Annotated in this window: 19 protein-coding genes and 1 pseudogene; 17 read left to right on the top strand and 3 right to left on the bottom strand. The window is 71.1% G+C overall.

Translation table 11 applies throughout. From position 1 onward, the window contains the following. The 12 genes and pseudogenes from AC6CKD_RS37560 to AC6CKD_RS37505 all read left to right on the top strand — a co-directional run. A pseudogene (locus AC6CKD_RS37560) lies at nucleotides 1-378 on the top strand (hypothetical protein); the annotation flags it as partial. Then, nucleotides 375-827: a hypothetical protein gene (locus AC6CKD_RS37555; protein WP_498333867.1), complete on the top strand. Its 453-nt coding sequence runs from the start codon at nucleotides 375-377 to the stop codon at nucleotides 825-827. The pseudogene AC6CKD_RS37560 and the gene AC6CKD_RS37555, both read left to right, overlap by 4 nt. Beyond that, nucleotides 824-1,972: a hypothetical protein gene (locus AC6CKD_RS37550; RefSeq protein WP_498333865.1), complete on the top strand. Its 1,149-nt coding sequence runs from the start codon at nucleotides 824-826 to the stop codon at nucleotides 1,970-1,972. Before AC6CKD_RS37555 ends, AC6CKD_RS37550 begins: the two co-directional genes overlap by 4 nt. 179 nt (nucleotides 1,973-2,151) lie before the next feature. Then, a complete protein-coding gene (locus tag AC6CKD_RS37545; protein ID WP_498333863.1) occupies nucleotides 2,152-2,517 on the top strand; it encodes a hypothetical protein in 366 nt (121 codons plus the stop codon). A 90-nt stretch (nucleotides 2,518-2,607) separates the two neighbouring features. Then, nucleotides 2,608-2,793, top strand: coding sequence for a hypothetical protein (locus AC6CKD_RS37540; RefSeq protein WP_498333862.1), 186 nt, complete (start codon nucleotides 2,608-2,610; stop codon nucleotides 2,791-2,793). A gap of 357 nt (nucleotides 2,794-3,150) precedes the next feature. Continuing rightward, entirely contained in the window at nucleotides 3,151-4,563 is a 1,413-nt protein-coding gene (locus tag AC6CKD_RS37535; protein ID WP_498333860.1) for a DUF2637 domain-containing protein, read from the top strand. 26 nt (nucleotides 4,564-4,589) lie between these two features. Continuing rightward, entirely contained in the window at nucleotides 4,590-4,799 is a 210-nt protein-coding gene (locus tag AC6CKD_RS37530) for a hypothetical protein (protein WP_498333858.1), read from the top strand. A 12-nt stretch (nucleotides 4,800-4,811) separates the two neighbouring features. After that, a complete protein-coding gene (locus tag AC6CKD_RS37525; RefSeq protein ID WP_498333856.1) occupies nucleotides 4,812-5,024 on the top strand; it encodes a hypothetical protein in 213 nt (70 codons plus the stop codon). 5 nt (nucleotides 5,025-5,029) lie between these two features. After that, nucleotides 5,030-5,416, top strand: a complete 387-nt coding sequence (locus AC6CKD_RS37520) for a hypothetical protein (RefSeq protein ID WP_498333854.1) — start codon at nucleotides 5,030-5,032, stop codon at nucleotides 5,414-5,416. 596 nt (nucleotides 5,417-6,012) lie between these two features. After that, nucleotides 6,013-6,309 (top strand): hypothetical protein, encoded by a 297-nt coding sequence (locus AC6CKD_RS37515; protein ID WP_498333852.1) that lies wholly within the window; start codon nucleotides 6,013-6,015, stop codon nucleotides 6,307-6,309. Between the two features lie 424 nt (nucleotides 6,310-6,733). Next, on the top strand, nucleotides 6,734-8,647 hold the full coding sequence (locus AC6CKD_RS37510) for a replication protein (RefSeq protein WP_498333849.1): 1,914 nt from the start codon (nucleotides 6,734-6,736) through the stop codon (nucleotides 8,645-8,647). A 23-nt stretch (nucleotides 8,648-8,670) separates the two neighbouring features. Next, nucleotides 8,671-9,033, top strand: a complete 363-nt coding sequence (locus tag AC6CKD_RS37505; protein ID WP_498333847.1) for a hypothetical protein — start codon at nucleotides 8,671-8,673, stop codon at nucleotides 9,031-9,033. A 398-nt stretch (nucleotides 9,034-9,431) separates the two neighbouring features. On the opposite strand, the gene AC6CKD_RS37500 is transcribed toward AC6CKD_RS37505, so the two are convergent. Next, a complete protein-coding gene (locus AC6CKD_RS37500; protein ID WP_498333846.1) occupies nucleotides 9,432-9,623 on the bottom strand; it encodes a hypothetical protein in 192 nt (63 codons plus the stop codon). Between the two features lie 893 nt (nucleotides 9,624-10,516). Here AC6CKD_RS37500 and AC6CKD_RS37495 point away from each other — a divergent pair. The 3 genes from AC6CKD_RS37495 to AC6CKD_RS37485 all read left to right on the top strand — a co-directional run bounded on the left by AC6CKD_RS37495 (nucleotide 10,517) and on the right by AC6CKD_RS37485 (nucleotide 12,396). Next, a complete protein-coding gene (locus AC6CKD_RS37495) occupies nucleotides 10,517-11,077 on the top strand; it encodes a hypothetical protein (protein WP_498333844.1) in 561 nt (186 codons plus the stop codon). 404 nt (nucleotides 11,078-11,481) lie between these two features. Then, the gene (locus AC6CKD_RS37490) at nucleotides 11,482-11,652 is read left to right on the top strand and encodes a hypothetical protein (RefSeq protein WP_498333843.1); all 171 of its coding nucleotides are present in this window, start codon (nucleotides 11,482-11,484) and stop codon (nucleotides 11,650-11,652) included. Between the two features lie 192 nt (nucleotides 11,653-11,844). Then, on the top strand, nucleotides 11,845-12,396 hold the full coding sequence (locus AC6CKD_RS37485) for a hypothetical protein (RefSeq protein WP_498333841.1): 552 nt from the start codon (nucleotides 11,845-11,847) through the stop codon (nucleotides 12,394-12,396). A gap of 23 nt (nucleotides 12,397-12,419) precedes the next feature. On the opposite strand, the gene AC6CKD_RS37480 is transcribed toward AC6CKD_RS37485, so the two are convergent. Continuing rightward, nucleotides 12,420-12,794, bottom strand: coding sequence for a hypothetical protein (locus AC6CKD_RS37480; RefSeq protein WP_498333839.1), 375 nt, complete (start codon nucleotides 12,792-12,794; stop codon nucleotides 12,420-12,422). Between the two features lie 795 nt (nucleotides 12,795-13,589). After that, complete coding sequence (locus AC6CKD_RS37475) at nucleotides 13,590-14,372, bottom strand: GntR family transcriptional regulator (protein ID WP_498333837.1); 783 nt, start codon at nucleotides 14,370-14,372, stop codon at nucleotides 13,590-13,592. A gap of 214 nt (nucleotides 14,373-14,586) precedes the next feature. On the opposite strand from AC6CKD_RS37475, the gene AC6CKD_RS37470 reads away from it, so the two are divergent. Together AC6CKD_RS37470 and AC6CKD_RS37465 are read left to right on the top strand one after the other, a co-directional pair. Beyond that, a complete protein-coding gene (locus AC6CKD_RS37470; RefSeq protein ID WP_498333835.1) occupies nucleotides 14,587-14,943 on the top strand; it encodes a WhiB family transcriptional regulator in 357 nt (118 codons plus the stop codon). Beyond that, nucleotides 14,940-15,410, top strand: a 471-nt coding sequence (locus AC6CKD_RS37465; protein ID WP_498333834.1) for a hypothetical protein, incomplete at its 3' end; no start/stop codon positions are given. The genes AC6CKD_RS37470 and AC6CKD_RS37465, both read left to right, overlap by 4 nt.

Genomic DNA, 15,410 nt, shown 5'->3' with positions numbered 1-15,410 from the left:
CCCTGGATGGGTCAGGTCCTCGTCGCCCTCCCGGCCTGCGGCGCCTTCGTCGTCACGGTCGTCAGCGCCTACACCGCCTACCGCCTCGCTCGGCCCCTCAAGGGGCTCTTCGGCCCCTTCGCCGGACTCGTCGCCGGAGTCGGCGCCGCGCTCTGGGGCCAGGGGACCGGCCCCCTCATCGCCCAGGGCCTGGCCTGGTCCGCACCGTGGTCGGTCCTCCTCGCACCGCTCTTCGTCGCCGGGGGCGCGGGCGCGCTCTGCCTGGCGCTGGAGTCCCGCGTCGCCGGAGCCCGCTGGCTGCTGCGCTGGCTCGCCCGCATCCCGCTCGCCACCGTCACCGTCTCGTCCCTCCTCTACGCACCTGGAGCACTGCTGTGAACACCGTGACCATCGCGACCGACGTGGTCCTCGCCGCCGGAAAGGTCGGTGGTGCCGGAACCTCCGGCATCGCCTTGACCGGCGCCATCGTTCTGCTCGCTGGCCTGCGCGGAAGCAAGCGGATCAAGCTCAACCGTGACAAGGCCGGCGGCCTGGGCATCGGCGTGGGTGTCCTCTCGGGCACGGCGGGCACGGCGCTCAGCCAGCTCTCCACCGCTGTGTCGGAGGTCCCCAAGTCGCTCATCGCCGGTGGCACCTTCGGCTCCATCTCGCTCGGCGGCACCGCACTCGCGTTGACGGCCGTGATCTTCCTCTTCGACTGGAAAAAGCTCTGGATCCCGTCCGCCCTCGGCATCGGGGCCGGGGTCATCTACTCCCAGGCGGGCGGCATCTGGGGCATCGTCCACAACGGCATCCTCATGGCCGCGCACGCGGTGGGTGCCCTGTGAGCCGCCTCCAGGGCGTCGCCCTGAACCTCAGCGCCCTCGTCTCTGGCTCGATGATCCTGGGCGGCAGGATCTGCGGCTGCATCCCAGCCGTCGCGAAGTGGGCCTGGGACATGGCCGCGCAGGACGTCGCGGCCACCGCCGAGAAGCAGGAGGAGGCCGACGCCGCCGCCCGCAAGCGGGCCGCTGCCAAGGCCAAGGCGGCCAAGGCCCGGCGACGCAAGCGCGCCGCCGAGGGACTCGACCCCGACGACGAGGACGACGAGGACGGCCCCGACCCGGAAAAGGCCACCGCTGCGCCCGTCGCCCCGGTCGTGCGAGGCCGCCTCGACACCTTCGGGGTCCTCGGGATCGGGACCGTTGTTGCCGCCGGCGGCCTCTACGCGGGGTGGATGGTCCTCGGCCAGGCCGCCGTTGCCGCGCTCGCCCCGCACCAGCCGCTGATCTTGTGCGCCGGGGGACTGGCCTGGATCGGCGCCGCCCTTGCGCTCGCTCCTCCCCCCGCGCCCGGACCCGAGAACGACGACCCGGCCGACTACGAGCCCGCCGACGAGGACTACGAGGACTACGACGAAGGGGACCCGGAGGACGAACTCGCCGGAGAGGCAGGGGAGACCACCAGCGGGCGCTCCCCCGGCCAGCAGCTCATGGAACACGTCCTCAGGGAACTGGCGGGCGTGGAGGCCACCTACGCAGGCAAGGGGGGACTGCACGTCGTCTCCCTGATCGCCTCCGCCGAGGCCCTGCACATCCTCTCCCCCGGCCAGATGACCAAGAAGGCGATGCGGGACTGGCTGGAGGCCTCCAACGTCCCCGTCGAGAAGTCCACCCGGCAGCCCAAGGGGATCCGGCCCATCGGGTCCGAAGTCGACTACGGCGTGAAGGTTGAACAGCTCGCCGCGGCCCTCGGAACGAGTGTCTCGGAAGCGGTCCAGCGGATGTACGGGTCGCCGGTCGGGGAGGCCCCGCCGGCCCCCGCCCAGACCCCCGCCCAGACCCCCGCTCCGGCCCCCGTCCAGACCCCCGCCGAGGCCTCTCCCACGGGGCCCGGCGGGGTGGCCGCGGGGGGTGTGCCGGGGCCCCGTCTCCGGCTGGTTCAGCCCCTCTCCCCCGACCCCTCCCAGGGGTCCACCCAGGACACCGCGTAGGCGCTTCTACAGGCCGTCTCACCTGCGGTTCTACAAACCGGCGACGACCGGCTACAGCCGGGCTACGTCGCCCGGCTACACGCCCAAGACACCCGCCCCGAAAGGGGATCGGGTCCACGAAAACCCCGGCCCCGGGCCACCTACCAAGCACCCCGGACCAACCCCAGAAGGAGACCCAAATGATCATCGCCACCAAGGTCGCCAGCACCGTCCTCGCCGCCGCCCTCGGCACCGGCGCGGCCGTGACCGCGATGCCGGAGAAGGCCCCGGCGCCGGGCATCGTCCGCTACGAGGGGCCCACCGTGGACCTCACGCCGAAGGACGGCACCGGCGGCCTCCTGCTCCGCGCTGCGGACGGCACCGTCGTCGGCGCGATGGGCACCGAAGACGAGGCCAGCATCCAGGGCTGCCACCCCTCGGACCCCGTGCTGGTGTGGGTCCGGCAGATCACCACCGGCACCCACAGCGGCGGCTGGGGCGCCATGGCCGGGTACGTCCGCCACGTCCACGCCGACATCGAGGGGATCTTCCCCTGCGGCGGCTGATGCCCCGAACAGCAGAAATGCCCGCCCCGGGCCACCTACCAAGCACCCCGGGACGGGCGACACCACCCCAGAAGAGATGGAGCCCACATCATGGCATTCCGCCGAACGATCTCCCAGGCGAAGCTCGCCGAGAACCTGACCGACGAGCAGCGTCAGCAGGGCAAGGGCTACTCGCCCGCCACCGGCGGCTGGACGGAGCCCGCCGCCGAGAAGCCCACCGCCGCCACCGGCACCACCGACCAGGACGACAGCGGCGCGAGGAAGTGGTGGCAGTGACCACCCTCGCCCGCCTGGCCGGCGCCCTAGGCCACCTGTGGCAGTGCGCGCACTGCGGCACCTGGTCCGACAAGAAGACCGTGAACGGCCGCTGCAAGAACTGCCGCTGAGGCTCCCACCCCCCACCCTCCCCGCTCTGTCCCTCCTCCCCGGCAGGATGGACGAACTCCGCACCACCCCCGGGGCCACCGTCAACCACGGTGGCCCCGGGGCCACCTACCGCCCCACTGGAGGACCCCCGTGACGATGCTGGACTCCCGACCAGACGTAGCTGCTGCGGCCGCGTCAGCGCCGGACCGGACCGCGTCAATCCCGTCTCCGCGTCCCTCCCGTACGCCTCGCGTCGACCGCTGGCTGATGCCCTGCCTGTACGTCGTCGCCGCCCTCGGCGGACTCCTCGTCGGCAGCATTGGCTTCGCCGGTTCCTACACGACTCTGCGATCCGCAGCGGCGGCCTGGCACTTCAGCCCCCTCATCGCGGCGTGGTTCCCGATCGCGGTGGACGGCGCGATCGTGGCGTTCCTCGTCGCGGACCTGGTCCTCGTCAAGCGCGGGATCGGCTGGCCGTTCCTGCGGATCGCCGGACACGGCATGACTGCGGTCACGATCGTCCTCAACGGCCGTGCCCACGGCGGCGCGGTGCTCTCCACCGAGACGCTCGCGCACGGCGTCATGCCGTTCCTGTTCTCCGTCAGCGCGGAGGCCGCCCGCCGCCTCGTCGTCCAGGCCGCCCGCATCGCCGCCGGCCACACGGGCGCGAGTGTGCCCGCCCACCGCTGGGTGCTCGCTCTCCCCGCCACGTTCAAGCTGTGGCGCCGCATGAAGCTGTGGCGCATCCCCTCGTACGAGCTGGCTGTCGAGATGGACCAGGATCGGGAGATCTACGCGGCCCGCTTGGAGCAGAAGTACGGCAAGAGCTGGCGCAAGACCGCGGCGGCCGACGAGATGCTGCCCTTCCGGCTGGAGGCCTACGGCCTGTCCGTAGCTCAGGCGCTGGCCATTCCGGAGCAGGAGGCCGAAGCCGCCCGACAGGCCGAAGCCGCAGAGAAGGACCGGGCGATCCAGGACGAGGCGGCCGAACACGAGAGGGCGGTGACCGCCAAGCTCGCCGCTACCGAGGCGCAGATCCGGCTCCTGGACGCCGAGGCCAAGCTCAAGGAGGCGCAGACCACCCTGGAGGCCCGCACCGCGACCACCGCCGCGAACGCCGGCGCCGAGGTTGCCACCGCCGAGGCCACCGCAGCCGCGAAGGCGACCGCCGCGAAGACGGCCGCCGAGGCCGAGGCCAAGGCGCTGGAGTCCGCGACCGCGGCCGCCGCCCGCAGGAAGGCGAGCGAAGACGAGAAGGTCGCCGCCGACCTGAAGTTGGAAGCGGCGAAGATCCGGAAGGCCGCCTCTGACGCGGACCGGATCGCGGCTGACGCTGAGCGGGCCACCGCTGACGCCCGGCTCGCCGCCGCTGACGTGGACCGCCGCGCCCTGGCTTTGGAGCGGGCCGCGGAGGAGGACCGCCTCGCTGCCGTTGACGCACGCCGCCGAGTCGTTGACGCGGAGAACGCGGCGCGTGACGCCGAGGTCCAGCTCAACCTGAACGACGTCCAGCGCAAGGCCCGCTACATCGCCCGGCTCGTCCTCACGCAGTACCACGGTGACGCGGACGCGATGCCGATCGAGGCGGTCCAGGAAGCCCTCGGCGGAGCCTCGCACGGCACCGCCGTCAAGCGCCGCGCCGAGGCCGCCCAGTGGATCGCCGACGGCGCCCGCGGCTGACCCTTCACCACGAGGAAGGCACCGACATGAGCGAGACCATCAGCGTCGACCAGGCCCGCACCGTCGTTTACGACGCGTACACCACCGGACTCCCGCAGGCCGAAGCCGTGAAGCTCCTCAAGGGCCGGGCCACCCCGGCCTGGGTCGCCCACGAGTACGCGGCCTTGCGCAAGCGGGGCATCTCCGCGATGGCGGGCCAGCAGGAATTCTTCGGCCCCGCCGGCGCCGAGCAGTAGCGGCCCCAGCGCATGCCGACGGCAGACCGCCCCTTCGAGAAGAGCCCCACCGAGTTCCTCAAGGCCCGCATCGCCCGCTACCGGGCCGTGATCCCCAGCAGCAGCTCCGACCCCGTATGGGTCCGAGACGCGCACGACGTCATCAACCGGATGCTCGACGAGCTGGAGCAGCGCGGCGAGCTGGGCGAGACCTCCACCAACACCACCACCGAACCGGAAGGATGAACACCATGGACCTGACCAAGACCCCCGGAGAACTGGCGACCGAGGCCGCCGAGGCGATCCGGGCGCTCAACCACCGCACCCTCAACAAGGACTCGTACGACAACCCGTCCGAGGCCGGCGCCGCCGCGTACGCGCTCCGGACCGTAGTCGAGCGACTCCCGCAGACCCTCGAACAGCTCCGCACCGCGCTTCTGTGGTTCGGCGCCGAGAACGCGATCCGCATGGACAACGACACCGACCCGCGCGAAGCCGCCGCCGAGTGCGCGGCCGCGCTCGCCGTCGCCAAGCAGCACCTCGCCCCGCTCCTGGACGAGCTCGCCCTCGTGTCCGCGCGGACCAGCCACATGGGCGGCCACTGGCCCGCCGAGGAAGAAGGCCAGGACCAGGGCTGACTCCGTCTGGCCGTTGCCCGATCCGCCCGTCCCGTACGGGCGGTGAGGAGAGCAGCCAGGCGGGGTTTCTGCACTTTCTGCACCGTCCTTCGCGTGCGCACGCGTAGAGCGACCGGTCGCCGCGGCCCCGCGTCCCGCCAGGCGGGACGGCCCACCAACTCCTCGACCCGCCAGGCGGGACGTGGGAAGGCCGGCGCCCGCCAGGCGGTCCGCCCCGGGTGACGGTGTCCCAGGAGGGTGTCCGCTTCGGCTCGTAGAACGACTCCGTGAAGACGAACCGTGCGACAGAGCCGCAAGCCCCTGACCTGGGAAAAGGAACATCCGTGCAACCCGTGAGACCGCCCTACGCGTGCGAGGCCGCGGGGCGTAACAGAATCCCGATTCCGGCGTACTACCCCCTGGACAAGGAGGTGCAGGTCACGGCCCCGGGGGCGGCTGTAACGGATTCGGGGGCCACTCCGTCCATAGGAGCGACGACGAGGGAGCAGAGCGTGCAGCCGGAAACGGGCAGATCAGAGAACGTTCAACGCGGGCCAGCGGCCCCCGTTGGCGCCCGTACGATGATCAGCGGCGCGGGGGTGCCCCGGAGGCAGCTCGTGCCCGTACGCCGCCCCACAGCCGCTCTCCGGCCCACCCCGGACAACCCCGGCCTGTGGATCGCCGCCGTTCCCTCCCCGCGCGCCACGTACGCCTGCGCCTGCGGCCACGAGGAGCACGCCGCCGGCGCCCGCGACGTCCAACTCCTCGTCGCTCGCCACCAGGAGCACCGCGACCTCTGCCCCGGCACCGCGCCCGCCCCGGCTCAGCCGACGGAGAACGGTCCCCAACTGGCTCGCAATATGCACGCGAGTCAGGGCAAGATCGACACCGATGGGGTCCCGCGTGCTGCGTGAGACCCGGCTCGAAACGCAGAAAGGCCCCACCAGCCTGTCGGTTGATGGGGCTCGTTCCGCGAGTCGCCCGGCACGCCGGGTGACTGATGGGGGATCATCGACCCCCACACGTGGCAACGGCCCAGGGTTCCCGCCCCGGACCGCCCGCCTCCCGATCTCGCCTACCGAGAACCAGGACACGTTGCTGTTGAACAGCGTAAGCAATGCCGTGGCCGTTCCGCCACAGCGCCCCGCCGCCGAGCCTCTCACCGGCCCCCGCTGCCACTGCGGCACCGCGATCACCCGCGTCCCGGGCAAGCGCCCCCGCGTCTTCTGTTCCGAGGCGTGCAAGAAGCGCGCTTCCAGGGCCTCGCAGAGGGCCAAACGACAGGGCGAAACCGCAGGTCAGAGCGCCAGTGGCAAAAAGGGACGCCTAGGTAAAGGGTTGACAGAGTTTTCCAAGAGCCTGGAGCCCGGTGTCGAGGCTGCTGTGAAGAAGGCCGACTCCGCCAAGGTCGAGCGGGTCGCGCAGATGGCGATCCGCCGCTACCAGGGCCGTAAGGCGCTCAACGGCACGTCCTCGATCGACGCCTGCAACGGCTGCGGCGTCCGCGTCCTCGACCCGGACACCGGCGTCATCTACGCCCAGGCGAGCCGCGGCTACGTCGTCACGCTCGGCCTGGTCCGCTGCGGGCGGATCTGGTTCTGCCCGGAGTGCTCGGCCAGCATCCGCCGGGGCCGCACCGAGGAGGTCAAGACCGGGGCCCTGCGCCACCTCGCGGCCGGCGGCATGCTCGCGGTCGTCATCCTGACCGCCCGCCACAACAAGAACCACAAGCTCGCGGACCTCGGAACGGCCATGTGGGGCGAGGCGATGACCGACGCCTCCGGGGCACCGGTGCGCGACCGCTCCGGCCGCAAGCGCCGAACGCCCGGCGCCTACCAGCGCATGCTCACCGCCCCCGCGTTCTACGGCCGCCCGGAGTCGGTGTCCTGGTGGGAGCGCAAGGACGGTTCCTTCGGGCACTCCGTGCGCGAGGAGGAGGAGGGCATCCGCCACCGCATCGGCTACGCGGGCATGGTCCGCGCCTCGGAGGTCACGCGGTCCCTCGCCAACGGCTGGCACCCGCACATGAACCTCCTGGCCTTCCTCGGTGCCAAGCTCGTTGGCACCCCCGCGAAGGGCACCATCACCGAGTACTTCAAGCCCAGCGCCGCCGACCTCCAGGCGTGGGAGGACTGGCTCCGCGAGATGTGGACCGAGGCCATGGCCAAGGCCGACCCGGACTTCAAGCCCTCGACCGACTGCGACGAGCGCGGCTGCAAGTGCCAGGGCAAGGGCCACGGCGTCATGGTCAAGCTCATCACCAGCGCCAACGACAAGGCCCTGATCGAGTACTTGACCAAGGCCCAGGACGGGAAGCGCCCCGACTCGGTCTCGGCGGACCTGGACGCCGTCGGCGGCGCCGCGATGGAGACGCTCAGGGCGGACAACAAGGTGGGCCGGGCGGGCCGCAAGAGCATGGTCCCCTTCCAGATCCTGTTCCGGCTCTGGGACATCGAGGTTGCAGGCCTCAGCCCCCGGCGGGCCGAGGGCTACGGCACGGTCGCGCAGTGCCGGGCCTGGTGGGCCGAGTACGAGGAGGCCATGGCCGGACGCCGCGCGATCGAGTGGACGCGCGGCCTGCGCCGGCACGTCCAGCTCGACGGCGACGACTCCGACGAGACGAACATGGAGTTCGTCTACCAGCAGGAGAAGAACCAGGCCCTGGTCGGCGGCGTGATCCTCACCGGCGACGCGAGCACCACCGTGGTGGAGCTGAACGCCGAGCTGGAGCTGAAGGACATCGTGGGCGCCCAGGACTACGACCAGGCCGCCGAGCTTGTGGTGGAGCTCGGCGGGCGGGCCGCCGACGTCCGCATCGCCACGGCGAAGGAGCTGGAGGAGGTGCAGGCGAACCTGTACGCGCGGCTCAACGCCAAGACGGCCCGCATCCGGGCGGAGAAGCTGGCCGCCGAGATGCTCGCGAAGTACAAGCCGGTGAAGCCCCGCATGACGCTGGAAGACCTGCCCACGAAGAACTCGGACTTCCGCGAGAAGGTCCGCGACGTCAACGCGGTGCACGCGGGCGACGTCGCCGCGGCCTTCGACCGGTTCCGCCACGGACCCGAGCGCACGAAGGCCCAGCCCTATGAGAAGCCGGTCACGAAGGTGTGGCTCCTCAAGCCGCCCAAGCCCCCGAAGGCCGGTGTGGCCGCTACCGTCTGCCGCACCTGCGACGGACACCTCGACCCGGTGCTCCAGCCCTACGGAACGCACCTGTTCGACTGCACGATCCCCGTCCAGCCGCTCGACTGACCAACCGACGAAGGAGGCCCCGAATGGGACGCGATGCCAAGCGAGCGAAGCAGGCCCGGCGTGACCGACGACGCCGCGACGACTACGCCGTGCCCGGGGTGACCGTGCACGCCGTCTCGACCGCCGCCGAGGCGATGACCGCGCTGTACGGGCCCGGCCCGGCCTCGCGTGACTGGCGGCAGGACGTGCTGGGAGGCCCGGCGCTCTCGCTGCGCGCCGGCCCCGACGGCAAGCTCCGGATCAACGGCCACCGGATGACCCGCGAGATGTGCGAAGCCCTTCAGGAAGAGCGCCCGCACGAGGCCGACGACTTCGCGTACGAGCTGCTCCTCGACATGAGCCTGACGATGGTCCCCGGCCTGGAGTACCGCCGCCCCGGGCTCTGACCCGCCGCCCCATGAACGTGCCGCATCCGGCGACAACCCGGAGTTGTCGTCTCGACCCCGACCGCCCTCGGTCGGGGTCGTCTCGTGTCCGCCCCGACTGCCCTCGGGTCGGGCAGCGAAAGCTGTTCTTCCGTACCAACTTGCTGCCCTGTTTCGGCCTGCACCCCCCGGACCCCGCTGATCTCCTCTCCACCAACAGCGAAGGTCGAGAAGAAGGGGTGTGACGGCTCATCGGGGGGCTTACCCAAGGGGTCTGACCGGCGGGAACGCTCTCCACTGGCGGACCGGGCACGCAAGTGGGAACACAAGCGGCAACGCAAGTGGCTGCGGCAGGGCTTACCCAGGGTCGGCTAAGGCTTACCCGGGCCTGATTCCGGAGCAGGACAACGTATCCGGAATCAGGATCCGGGCCCGGCCCCGAGCGTCCGCCGGCCCCGCAGCTTTTGCACGGCCTGGTGCTCGTCCTCGTCGGCCTGGTGCTCGTCCTGCTTGGCTCGCTCGGCGGCGAGAAGCCGCGGGGCGGACGACGTCGCAGTGGTCCTGGTGCTCGTCGTCGGACCGGTCCCGAGGACGCGGCGGGGAGTGCTCATCAGGGCAGTCTGCCGGTCGGCCTGAAGGGCCCTCCGGGCGGAGCAAGTTATACGTTACGGGAACCGTAACGACGGCCCGCCGGGGGCGGCGGGCGGGGTTTCTGTGGTTCCCCGGGAGGGGCTCCGACCGTGCCCGGTCAGACCCCGGGCGCCCGTTACTGGGCCCAGTGACCCATAACTCGCTCCCCTGCTTCGGAGCCGCTCATTGTCCCAATGAGCACTATCTCGCTCTGCACTTCCGGCCTGTTCCGGGCATGAAAAAAGCCGCCCTTGGGCGGCCGTGTCGTCAGCGGGACGGTGACGATACCTTAGCACTCAAGATGATCTTGAACGCTGTGGACCATGATCACGTTTCGTAGATACCTGGAGTACTACCCAAGATCATTTGCGCGCTGCAGGACGTCTTGGGGAGGTCGTGGTGAGGTCCCTGGTGAGTCACCAGGGGGCCGGTGAGGTCGCCGGTACGTGTACCGGATTCCGAGGCCTCCAGCCGTCGCGCGGGGGAGACATGGGGGGATCTATCCGGGGAACTGTCGGGGCACCTATCCGGGGAACTATCGGGGGACGGATGGGGGGAAGGTGCGTCCGCCGGCCTTCGCTGAGTCCGCAGGCCACCGGCCGCGCCGTGGCCGGTGAGCGGCCGGACTTTCTTCTGTGGGTGGGGGTCGGGGTCGTGAGGCTGCTCGCGTGTGCACGGGTGTGCACGGGCACGTGTGCACGCGTTGGGGCCGACGAATTGAAGAATGCCTAGGTGTGGGTTTGTACTACGGCTTGTACCGGGGCGCGGTGATCGCTGTTCGGGGTGGTCGAGGGGCGGGGTCCTGAGGGCTGCTGGTGGGGAACGGTGAAGGTGCCGGGCACCTCTGGCACTTCGTGCGCCTAGGGTTTCGTCCGTGACGAATTCCGAGCAGATACCCGGCCTTGACGGCGACGACCAGGAGTACGGCGACGACGTCCTCGTGGTGCGCGAGCGGGTCGTCGTGAGTGAGCGGCTGCGGTCCACGACGTGCGCCTGGTGCGGCGACCAGATCCTGTACGCGGGCGTCGGCCGGCCCCCGACGTACTGCCGGGATTCCCACCGCAAGCGGGCATCCGAACTGCGCACGGCGCAGCGGCGCGCGGCCCGCCCGGTCGAGGACGGCGGCCGGACGACCGAGCCGGTGCGCGAGATCGTGGAGCGGACCGAGACCCTGACGCGCACGACGGTGCGCCGCGGCCCGTCCAAGGTGCGGCTGCCGGAGGACATCTACGAGTGGCAGCACGCACTCGCGCAGCTCCAGCAGCAGGTGCGCGACGGACGGCTCAACGCGTTCCACGCGGTCCTGCTCCGGGACCTGGAGGCGACGGCGGCCGCCGTGCGCGAGCACCAGGAGGGGTTCGACCGGCGGGTGGCCGAGCGACTGTCGCCGCCGCGCCCGCAGGGCAGCAGGAAGAAGCTCAAGCGGCGTCGGTGAGCGCGCGCGAATATCGTCACGGACGAAACCAGGAACACTCGTAGTGCATGAGGTGTGGAAGTTCTCGTCGTGCCGCTTTCGGCGGCTCTCGCGTGCACGCGCGGTACGCACGGCACGCGGTACGCGCGGCACGCATTGGGGCCATCGGGCCTTGATGCATAGGTGTGGGGATCTCGTTCGAGCGTCGTTCGGGCGGCGTGACATCTCTTGCAACTCGGAGCGGGTCCGGTCCGCGTGACGGGAAGGCCGGCGCTTGCGCGGGCTCCGGATCGTCGAAGTGCCAGAGGTGTGCAACACGGTGGCGACGTTCCGGGCGAGCAGCTGCTCGTGCTCCTGGTCCTCGATGGCGTGACACCTCTTGCAACTCGGAGCGGGGCCGGCGGCTCGTCGCTACGGTCGACGGCATGAGTTGCGAAGAGCTGCGTGACCTCCTGGTGGAACTCCTCCGGGCCGATCCGCGCTTCGCGGACGTCGACCCGACGGGGCCGAGCCTCGCCCCGGACCCGCCGGGGATCGCGGTGGTGATGGCCGCGCCCGTCGACCTCGACTTCCTGATCGAGGTGCGGACGGGGTGATCCGGATCGACGTCGCCGCCTCGACCTGCCACCGGCCTACCCGCAGCCGCCCAACGGCCTGCGCGGGCCGCTGTACGCCCCGCTGACGGCCTGCCGACCAACCGGGCTTGGTTGGTCATCCGGGAGGCCGTGACGTCGCCTGACAGGTCAGACAGGCCGGTTCGGCCCCCGGCCCCGGGTACCGTCGGCCCCATGAGTTACGAGACACCCCGGGCGTCGGACGGCGCCCGCCTGTGCGCCTGGTGCGGCGGAGAGGTCAAGCAAGCTGGCATCGGCCGGGCCAAGGAGTACTGCAAGCAGGGCTGCCGAGAGCTGGCGTACCGGGAGCGCAAGGCCCAGAAGCGCATCGCTGACGCAGTCGCCGCGGTGACCGCATCCCTCGTTTCGTCAACTGACGACCGTTCCATTTCGTCAACTGACGAACGGGTGCCGCGCCCCAAATCATCAGTTGACGAAACGGAGTCGGGGCAGGCCCCGCCCGCGATTCCGGCGCCCGCCATCGCGCCCGATCCCCCGGCGGCCGCGCCTGTCGTCACCCCGGCCGCTGCGCCTCCGCTGCCTCGCCCGGCCCGCCGGCGCAGTGCCATAACGGCGTCCGCCATGCCGCTGCCTGCGGCGGACGGGGCCCGGCCGGGGATAGACCCCACGGGGTGGCGCCGGGCGGTCGAGGCGTACGACGAGCGGCAGGGCTTGCTCTTCGAGGACCAGGGCGACGAGGACGTGCCCGCCCCTCGCGGCGAGTAGGCCGGCGCCGCGCTCGAGGAGAGTCAGCCGTTCTTGGCGCTGGTGGTGTCGGTGTCCTTCGGCTTCACCAGCTGCGACACGACGACCAGTACGACGCCGATTACCAGCTGCGCCCAGGCGCGTTGCACCAGGCCGTAGGAGCCCAGGATCAGCCCGGCCAGGATCAGGACGGTGTGGAGGGGAGGACCCTCTCGTCGCGGTGCCGGGTCCTCGGCTGGCGACTTGAGGTCTTCGATCTCCGCGACGAGTTCCTCGATCCGGTTGGAAAAGTAGGCGTGTCCGGTGCTGTCGGGTACGGCGCGAAGGTTGGCGAGAGAGGCGGAGCACCGGTGCAGTTCGGCCTCCAGCTGCGCGATCCGCTTCGCGGTCACGGCCGCCTTCGCGTCGTCCTCGGGCACGTCGTCCTCCCCCTGCGCTTCGTGCGGCCACGGCAGGCAGCCGGACCAGGGTAGGGGGGTCCGTGGCGGCGAACGGGGGTCTCGTCGGAACTCGTAGGCGTCGCTCGCCGCGGGTTCCTTCCTTCCCTCCCCCGCAGCCGGAACGTCCGGGACGAGTTGCTCGTGACGGTGACCAGGCTCTTTCCCGGGAGGGAAGGAAGGAGGGAAGGAGCTCCCCGCAGGCGACCGTGGCGAGTAGGCCGGCGCCCCCGCCAGACTGCGGGCCGGAGTGGGTGGTCCCTCCGGTCTGGGCGGCAGGGCCTGCCCTGAGCGCGCCGTTCGTCGGGGTGCCGGGAGCGGGCGAAGCCCGACCGCGTAGCGGCGCCGTAGGCGTCCTGGCGGCCCGGCGGGCGGTGTGCTGACCTCCGGTGCCGTCCAGGGCGGAGGGATCGCCCACGACCCTCTACAGACCCAATTACCGGCCCGCAGTCCCCCACCGAGCCCCCGGCCCCTCTGGGACTGGTGGCCCCCCGGAGGGCCGCCGGAGGCGTGTCCTGACCTAGGCCGACCACTCCCCCGCAGTCCACCAGGAGGTCAACCACTCACTGGTGGAGAAAACTTGGGGAACAAAACGGACTTCCCGCAGTTCAGGGCCGGTGAAGGTCGACCAGATTCGGGCCGTTTGCGCGGGAACTATAGGGATGGATGAGTGTAGGGAGCTGAGGGGTGTCTCCCGTGGGAGACGGCTGTCGTGAGGGGAAACGGCGAAGACCCGCACCGTGGGGTGCGGGCCTTCGTGGTGGACGCGGTGCTTGGTCAGGAGTAGGTCACGGGCCAGCGTGCGGAGGGGCCGCGGGTGAGTGAGCTGTGGATCTCGACCCTGTCGGAGGGGATCACGTAGGCGGAGCACTCGGCGGGCTGGCCGTCCTTCGACGACAGGCCGATCCGCAAGATCCGCATGACCGGCATCAGGGACGAGATCTGGAGGAGTTCGGCCTCCTCGCGGGTCGGCATGGAGGCGCGGGCGGTCTCCTCCCAGGAGAGCGGCCCGTGCTCGGTCTCCTCGATCCGGGCGAGGTAGCCGCCCTTCCCTGTCACAGGCTCGGCGGCCTGCGGGGCCACGGCCACGATCCGGGGCGGGATCCAGGTGTCGATGATGTCCCAGGGCTCCTCGCCCTCGGGTGACATGACGCGGCGGCGCCGGACCACGGGCGTGCCCGGTTCGAGACCGAAGACCTCGGCGACGTCCTCGGGCACGGGCTCGGCGGAGGTGTAGGGGTCCCCGTGGGCGACCCAGGGCTCGCCCTCGGCTGCTGCGGCGGGGAACCGGTAGATCTTCCCGTCGTGGGAGATCTGCGAGGCGCGGGTCAGGCGCCGGCGGCCGGAGCGTTCGCGGACCACGATCCCGCTCTTGGGGACGGTCTTGATCAGCCCCTCGGACTCCAGGATGCGCAGGGCTGCGCGGATGGTGGCGTCACTTACGTCGTAGATCGTGACGAGGTCCCGGACCGACGGGAGGCGGCTGCCTGGCGGGTAGTCGTCCGCCTCAATGCGTCCGCGCAGGTGCGCGGCTGTCTCCTCGTAGCGGGTCGCGGGCATTCCCAGCTCTCCTTCGTCGGATCTGTGTGTACGCAGTCGCGTCCCCCTGAAGGTAACTCCCTCTCCGATTTCGCGCATCTGTGTCTACACAGTTGACTTCGGCGTGGTCGAGGGTGCACTCTCTGTGTAGACACAGATCCGGCCCAAGTCGGTGCGGATTGTGGCTACTTGCTGCCTCCACCTGCCTTTTTGCCTCGCCCGAGGGGGGTCCGTCATGCCCGCACACGTTCAGGAGCACACCGACAGGCCCGGGACCGACGAGCTGCTCGTCCGGTACCGGCTGGCACGCCGTAGTCTCCGCGCCGCTGACCCGGGGGTCGTTCCGACCTGCCAGACCACCGACCCGGAGATCTTCTTCCCGGAGGACTGCTCGGGCCTGGGGAACAAGCCGTTCGCGAAGGAGCGCAAGGCGATCGCGATGTGCGACGGCTGCCCGCTGATCGCGCTCTGCCTGGTCCAGGAGATGACCGAGGTCCCCTCCGTCTTCCAGGTCTCCGGAGTCCGGGCGGGCCTGGCGCAGGCCGAACGCCGCGCCCTGTACCTCGCGCTGGTCGAGGGCGGTGCGCTGTGAGCCAGCCGGGCGGCATGCCGCCGTGGTGGTCCACGAACAAGCCGGTCCAGCTCCTGCCCGTCCAGCTCGACGTGGTCGAGCCGGAGGCGCGCGAGAGCGACTGGCTCGACGAGCTTTGGTCCGACCCGGAGTTCGCGCCGGCGGACCCCGACGCCGCCGACGAGGCCGACACTGTCGGCCCCGCCGCCGACGACGAGGCCGCCGCCGCGCCAAAGGCCAAGGCCGCGAAGAAGAAGCCCGGTAAGGGCAAGAACGGCAAGAAGGCCAAGAAGGTCGGGGTCGGCAGGGCGACGGTGAGCGCGCTGCGGGGTCAGACGACGCGGGCGGAGCTGGCGGGCGAGGTCGAGGCGGCTGCGGTCGCGCTCGTCGGGAACTCGCGGCTGCGCTGGGCCGCGTACAACGGGGTCGCGGCGCTGTCCGGATTCGCGCTGCTCTACCCGGCTACCGGCGGGATGACCGGCCTGGAG

It is taken from the genome of Streptomyces sp. GQ60 (genome assembly GCF_059758875.1).
Note: the sequence above shows the minus strand (reverse complement) of the source record. Positions and strands in the feature narration are given on the sequence as shown.

Coding starts and splice junctions, on each gene's coding strand:
- AC6CKD_RS37545 (WP_498333863.1), top strand. CDS start 2,152: ATGATCATCGCCACCAAGGTCGCCAGCACCGTCCTCGCCGCCGCCCTC.
- AC6CKD_RS37540 (WP_498333862.1), top strand. CDS start 2,608: ATGGCATTCCGCCGAACGATCTCCCAGGCGAAGCTCGCCGAGAACCTG.
- AC6CKD_RS37535 (WP_498333860.1), top strand. CDS start 3,151: ATGCCCTGCCTGTACGTCGTCGCCGCCCTCGGCGGACTCCTCGTCGGC.
- AC6CKD_RS37530 (WP_498333858.1), top strand. CDS start 4,590: ATGAGCGAGACCATCAGCGTCGACCAGGCCCGCACCGTCGTTTACGAC.
- AC6CKD_RS37525 (WP_498333856.1), top strand. CDS start 4,812: ATGCCGACGGCAGACCGCCCCTTCGAGAAGAGCCCCACCGAGTTCCTC.
- AC6CKD_RS37520 (WP_498333854.1), top strand. CDS start 5,030: ATGGACCTGACCAAGACCCCCGGAGAACTGGCGACCGAGGCCGCCGAG.
- AC6CKD_RS37505 (WP_498333847.1), top strand. CDS start 8,671: ATGGGACGCGATGCCAAGCGAGCGAAGCAGGCCCGGCGTGACCGACGA.
- AC6CKD_RS37500 (WP_498333846.1), bottom strand. CDS start 9,623: ATGAGCACTCCCCGCCGCGTCCTCGGGACCGGTCCGACGACGAGCACC.
- AC6CKD_RS37490 (WP_498333843.1), top strand. CDS start 11,482: ATGAGTTGCGAAGAGCTGCGTGACCTCCTGGTGGAACTCCTCCGGGCC.
- AC6CKD_RS37485 (WP_498333841.1), top strand. CDS start 11,845: ATGAGTTACGAGACACCCCGGGCGTCGGACGGCGCCCGCCTGTGCGCC.
- AC6CKD_RS37475 (WP_498333837.1), bottom strand. CDS start 14,372: ATGCCCGCGACCCGCTACGAGGAGACAGCCGCGCACCTGCGCGGACGC.
- AC6CKD_RS37470 (WP_498333835.1), top strand. CDS start 14,587: ATGCCCGCACACGTTCAGGAGCACACCGACAGGCCCGGGACCGACGAG.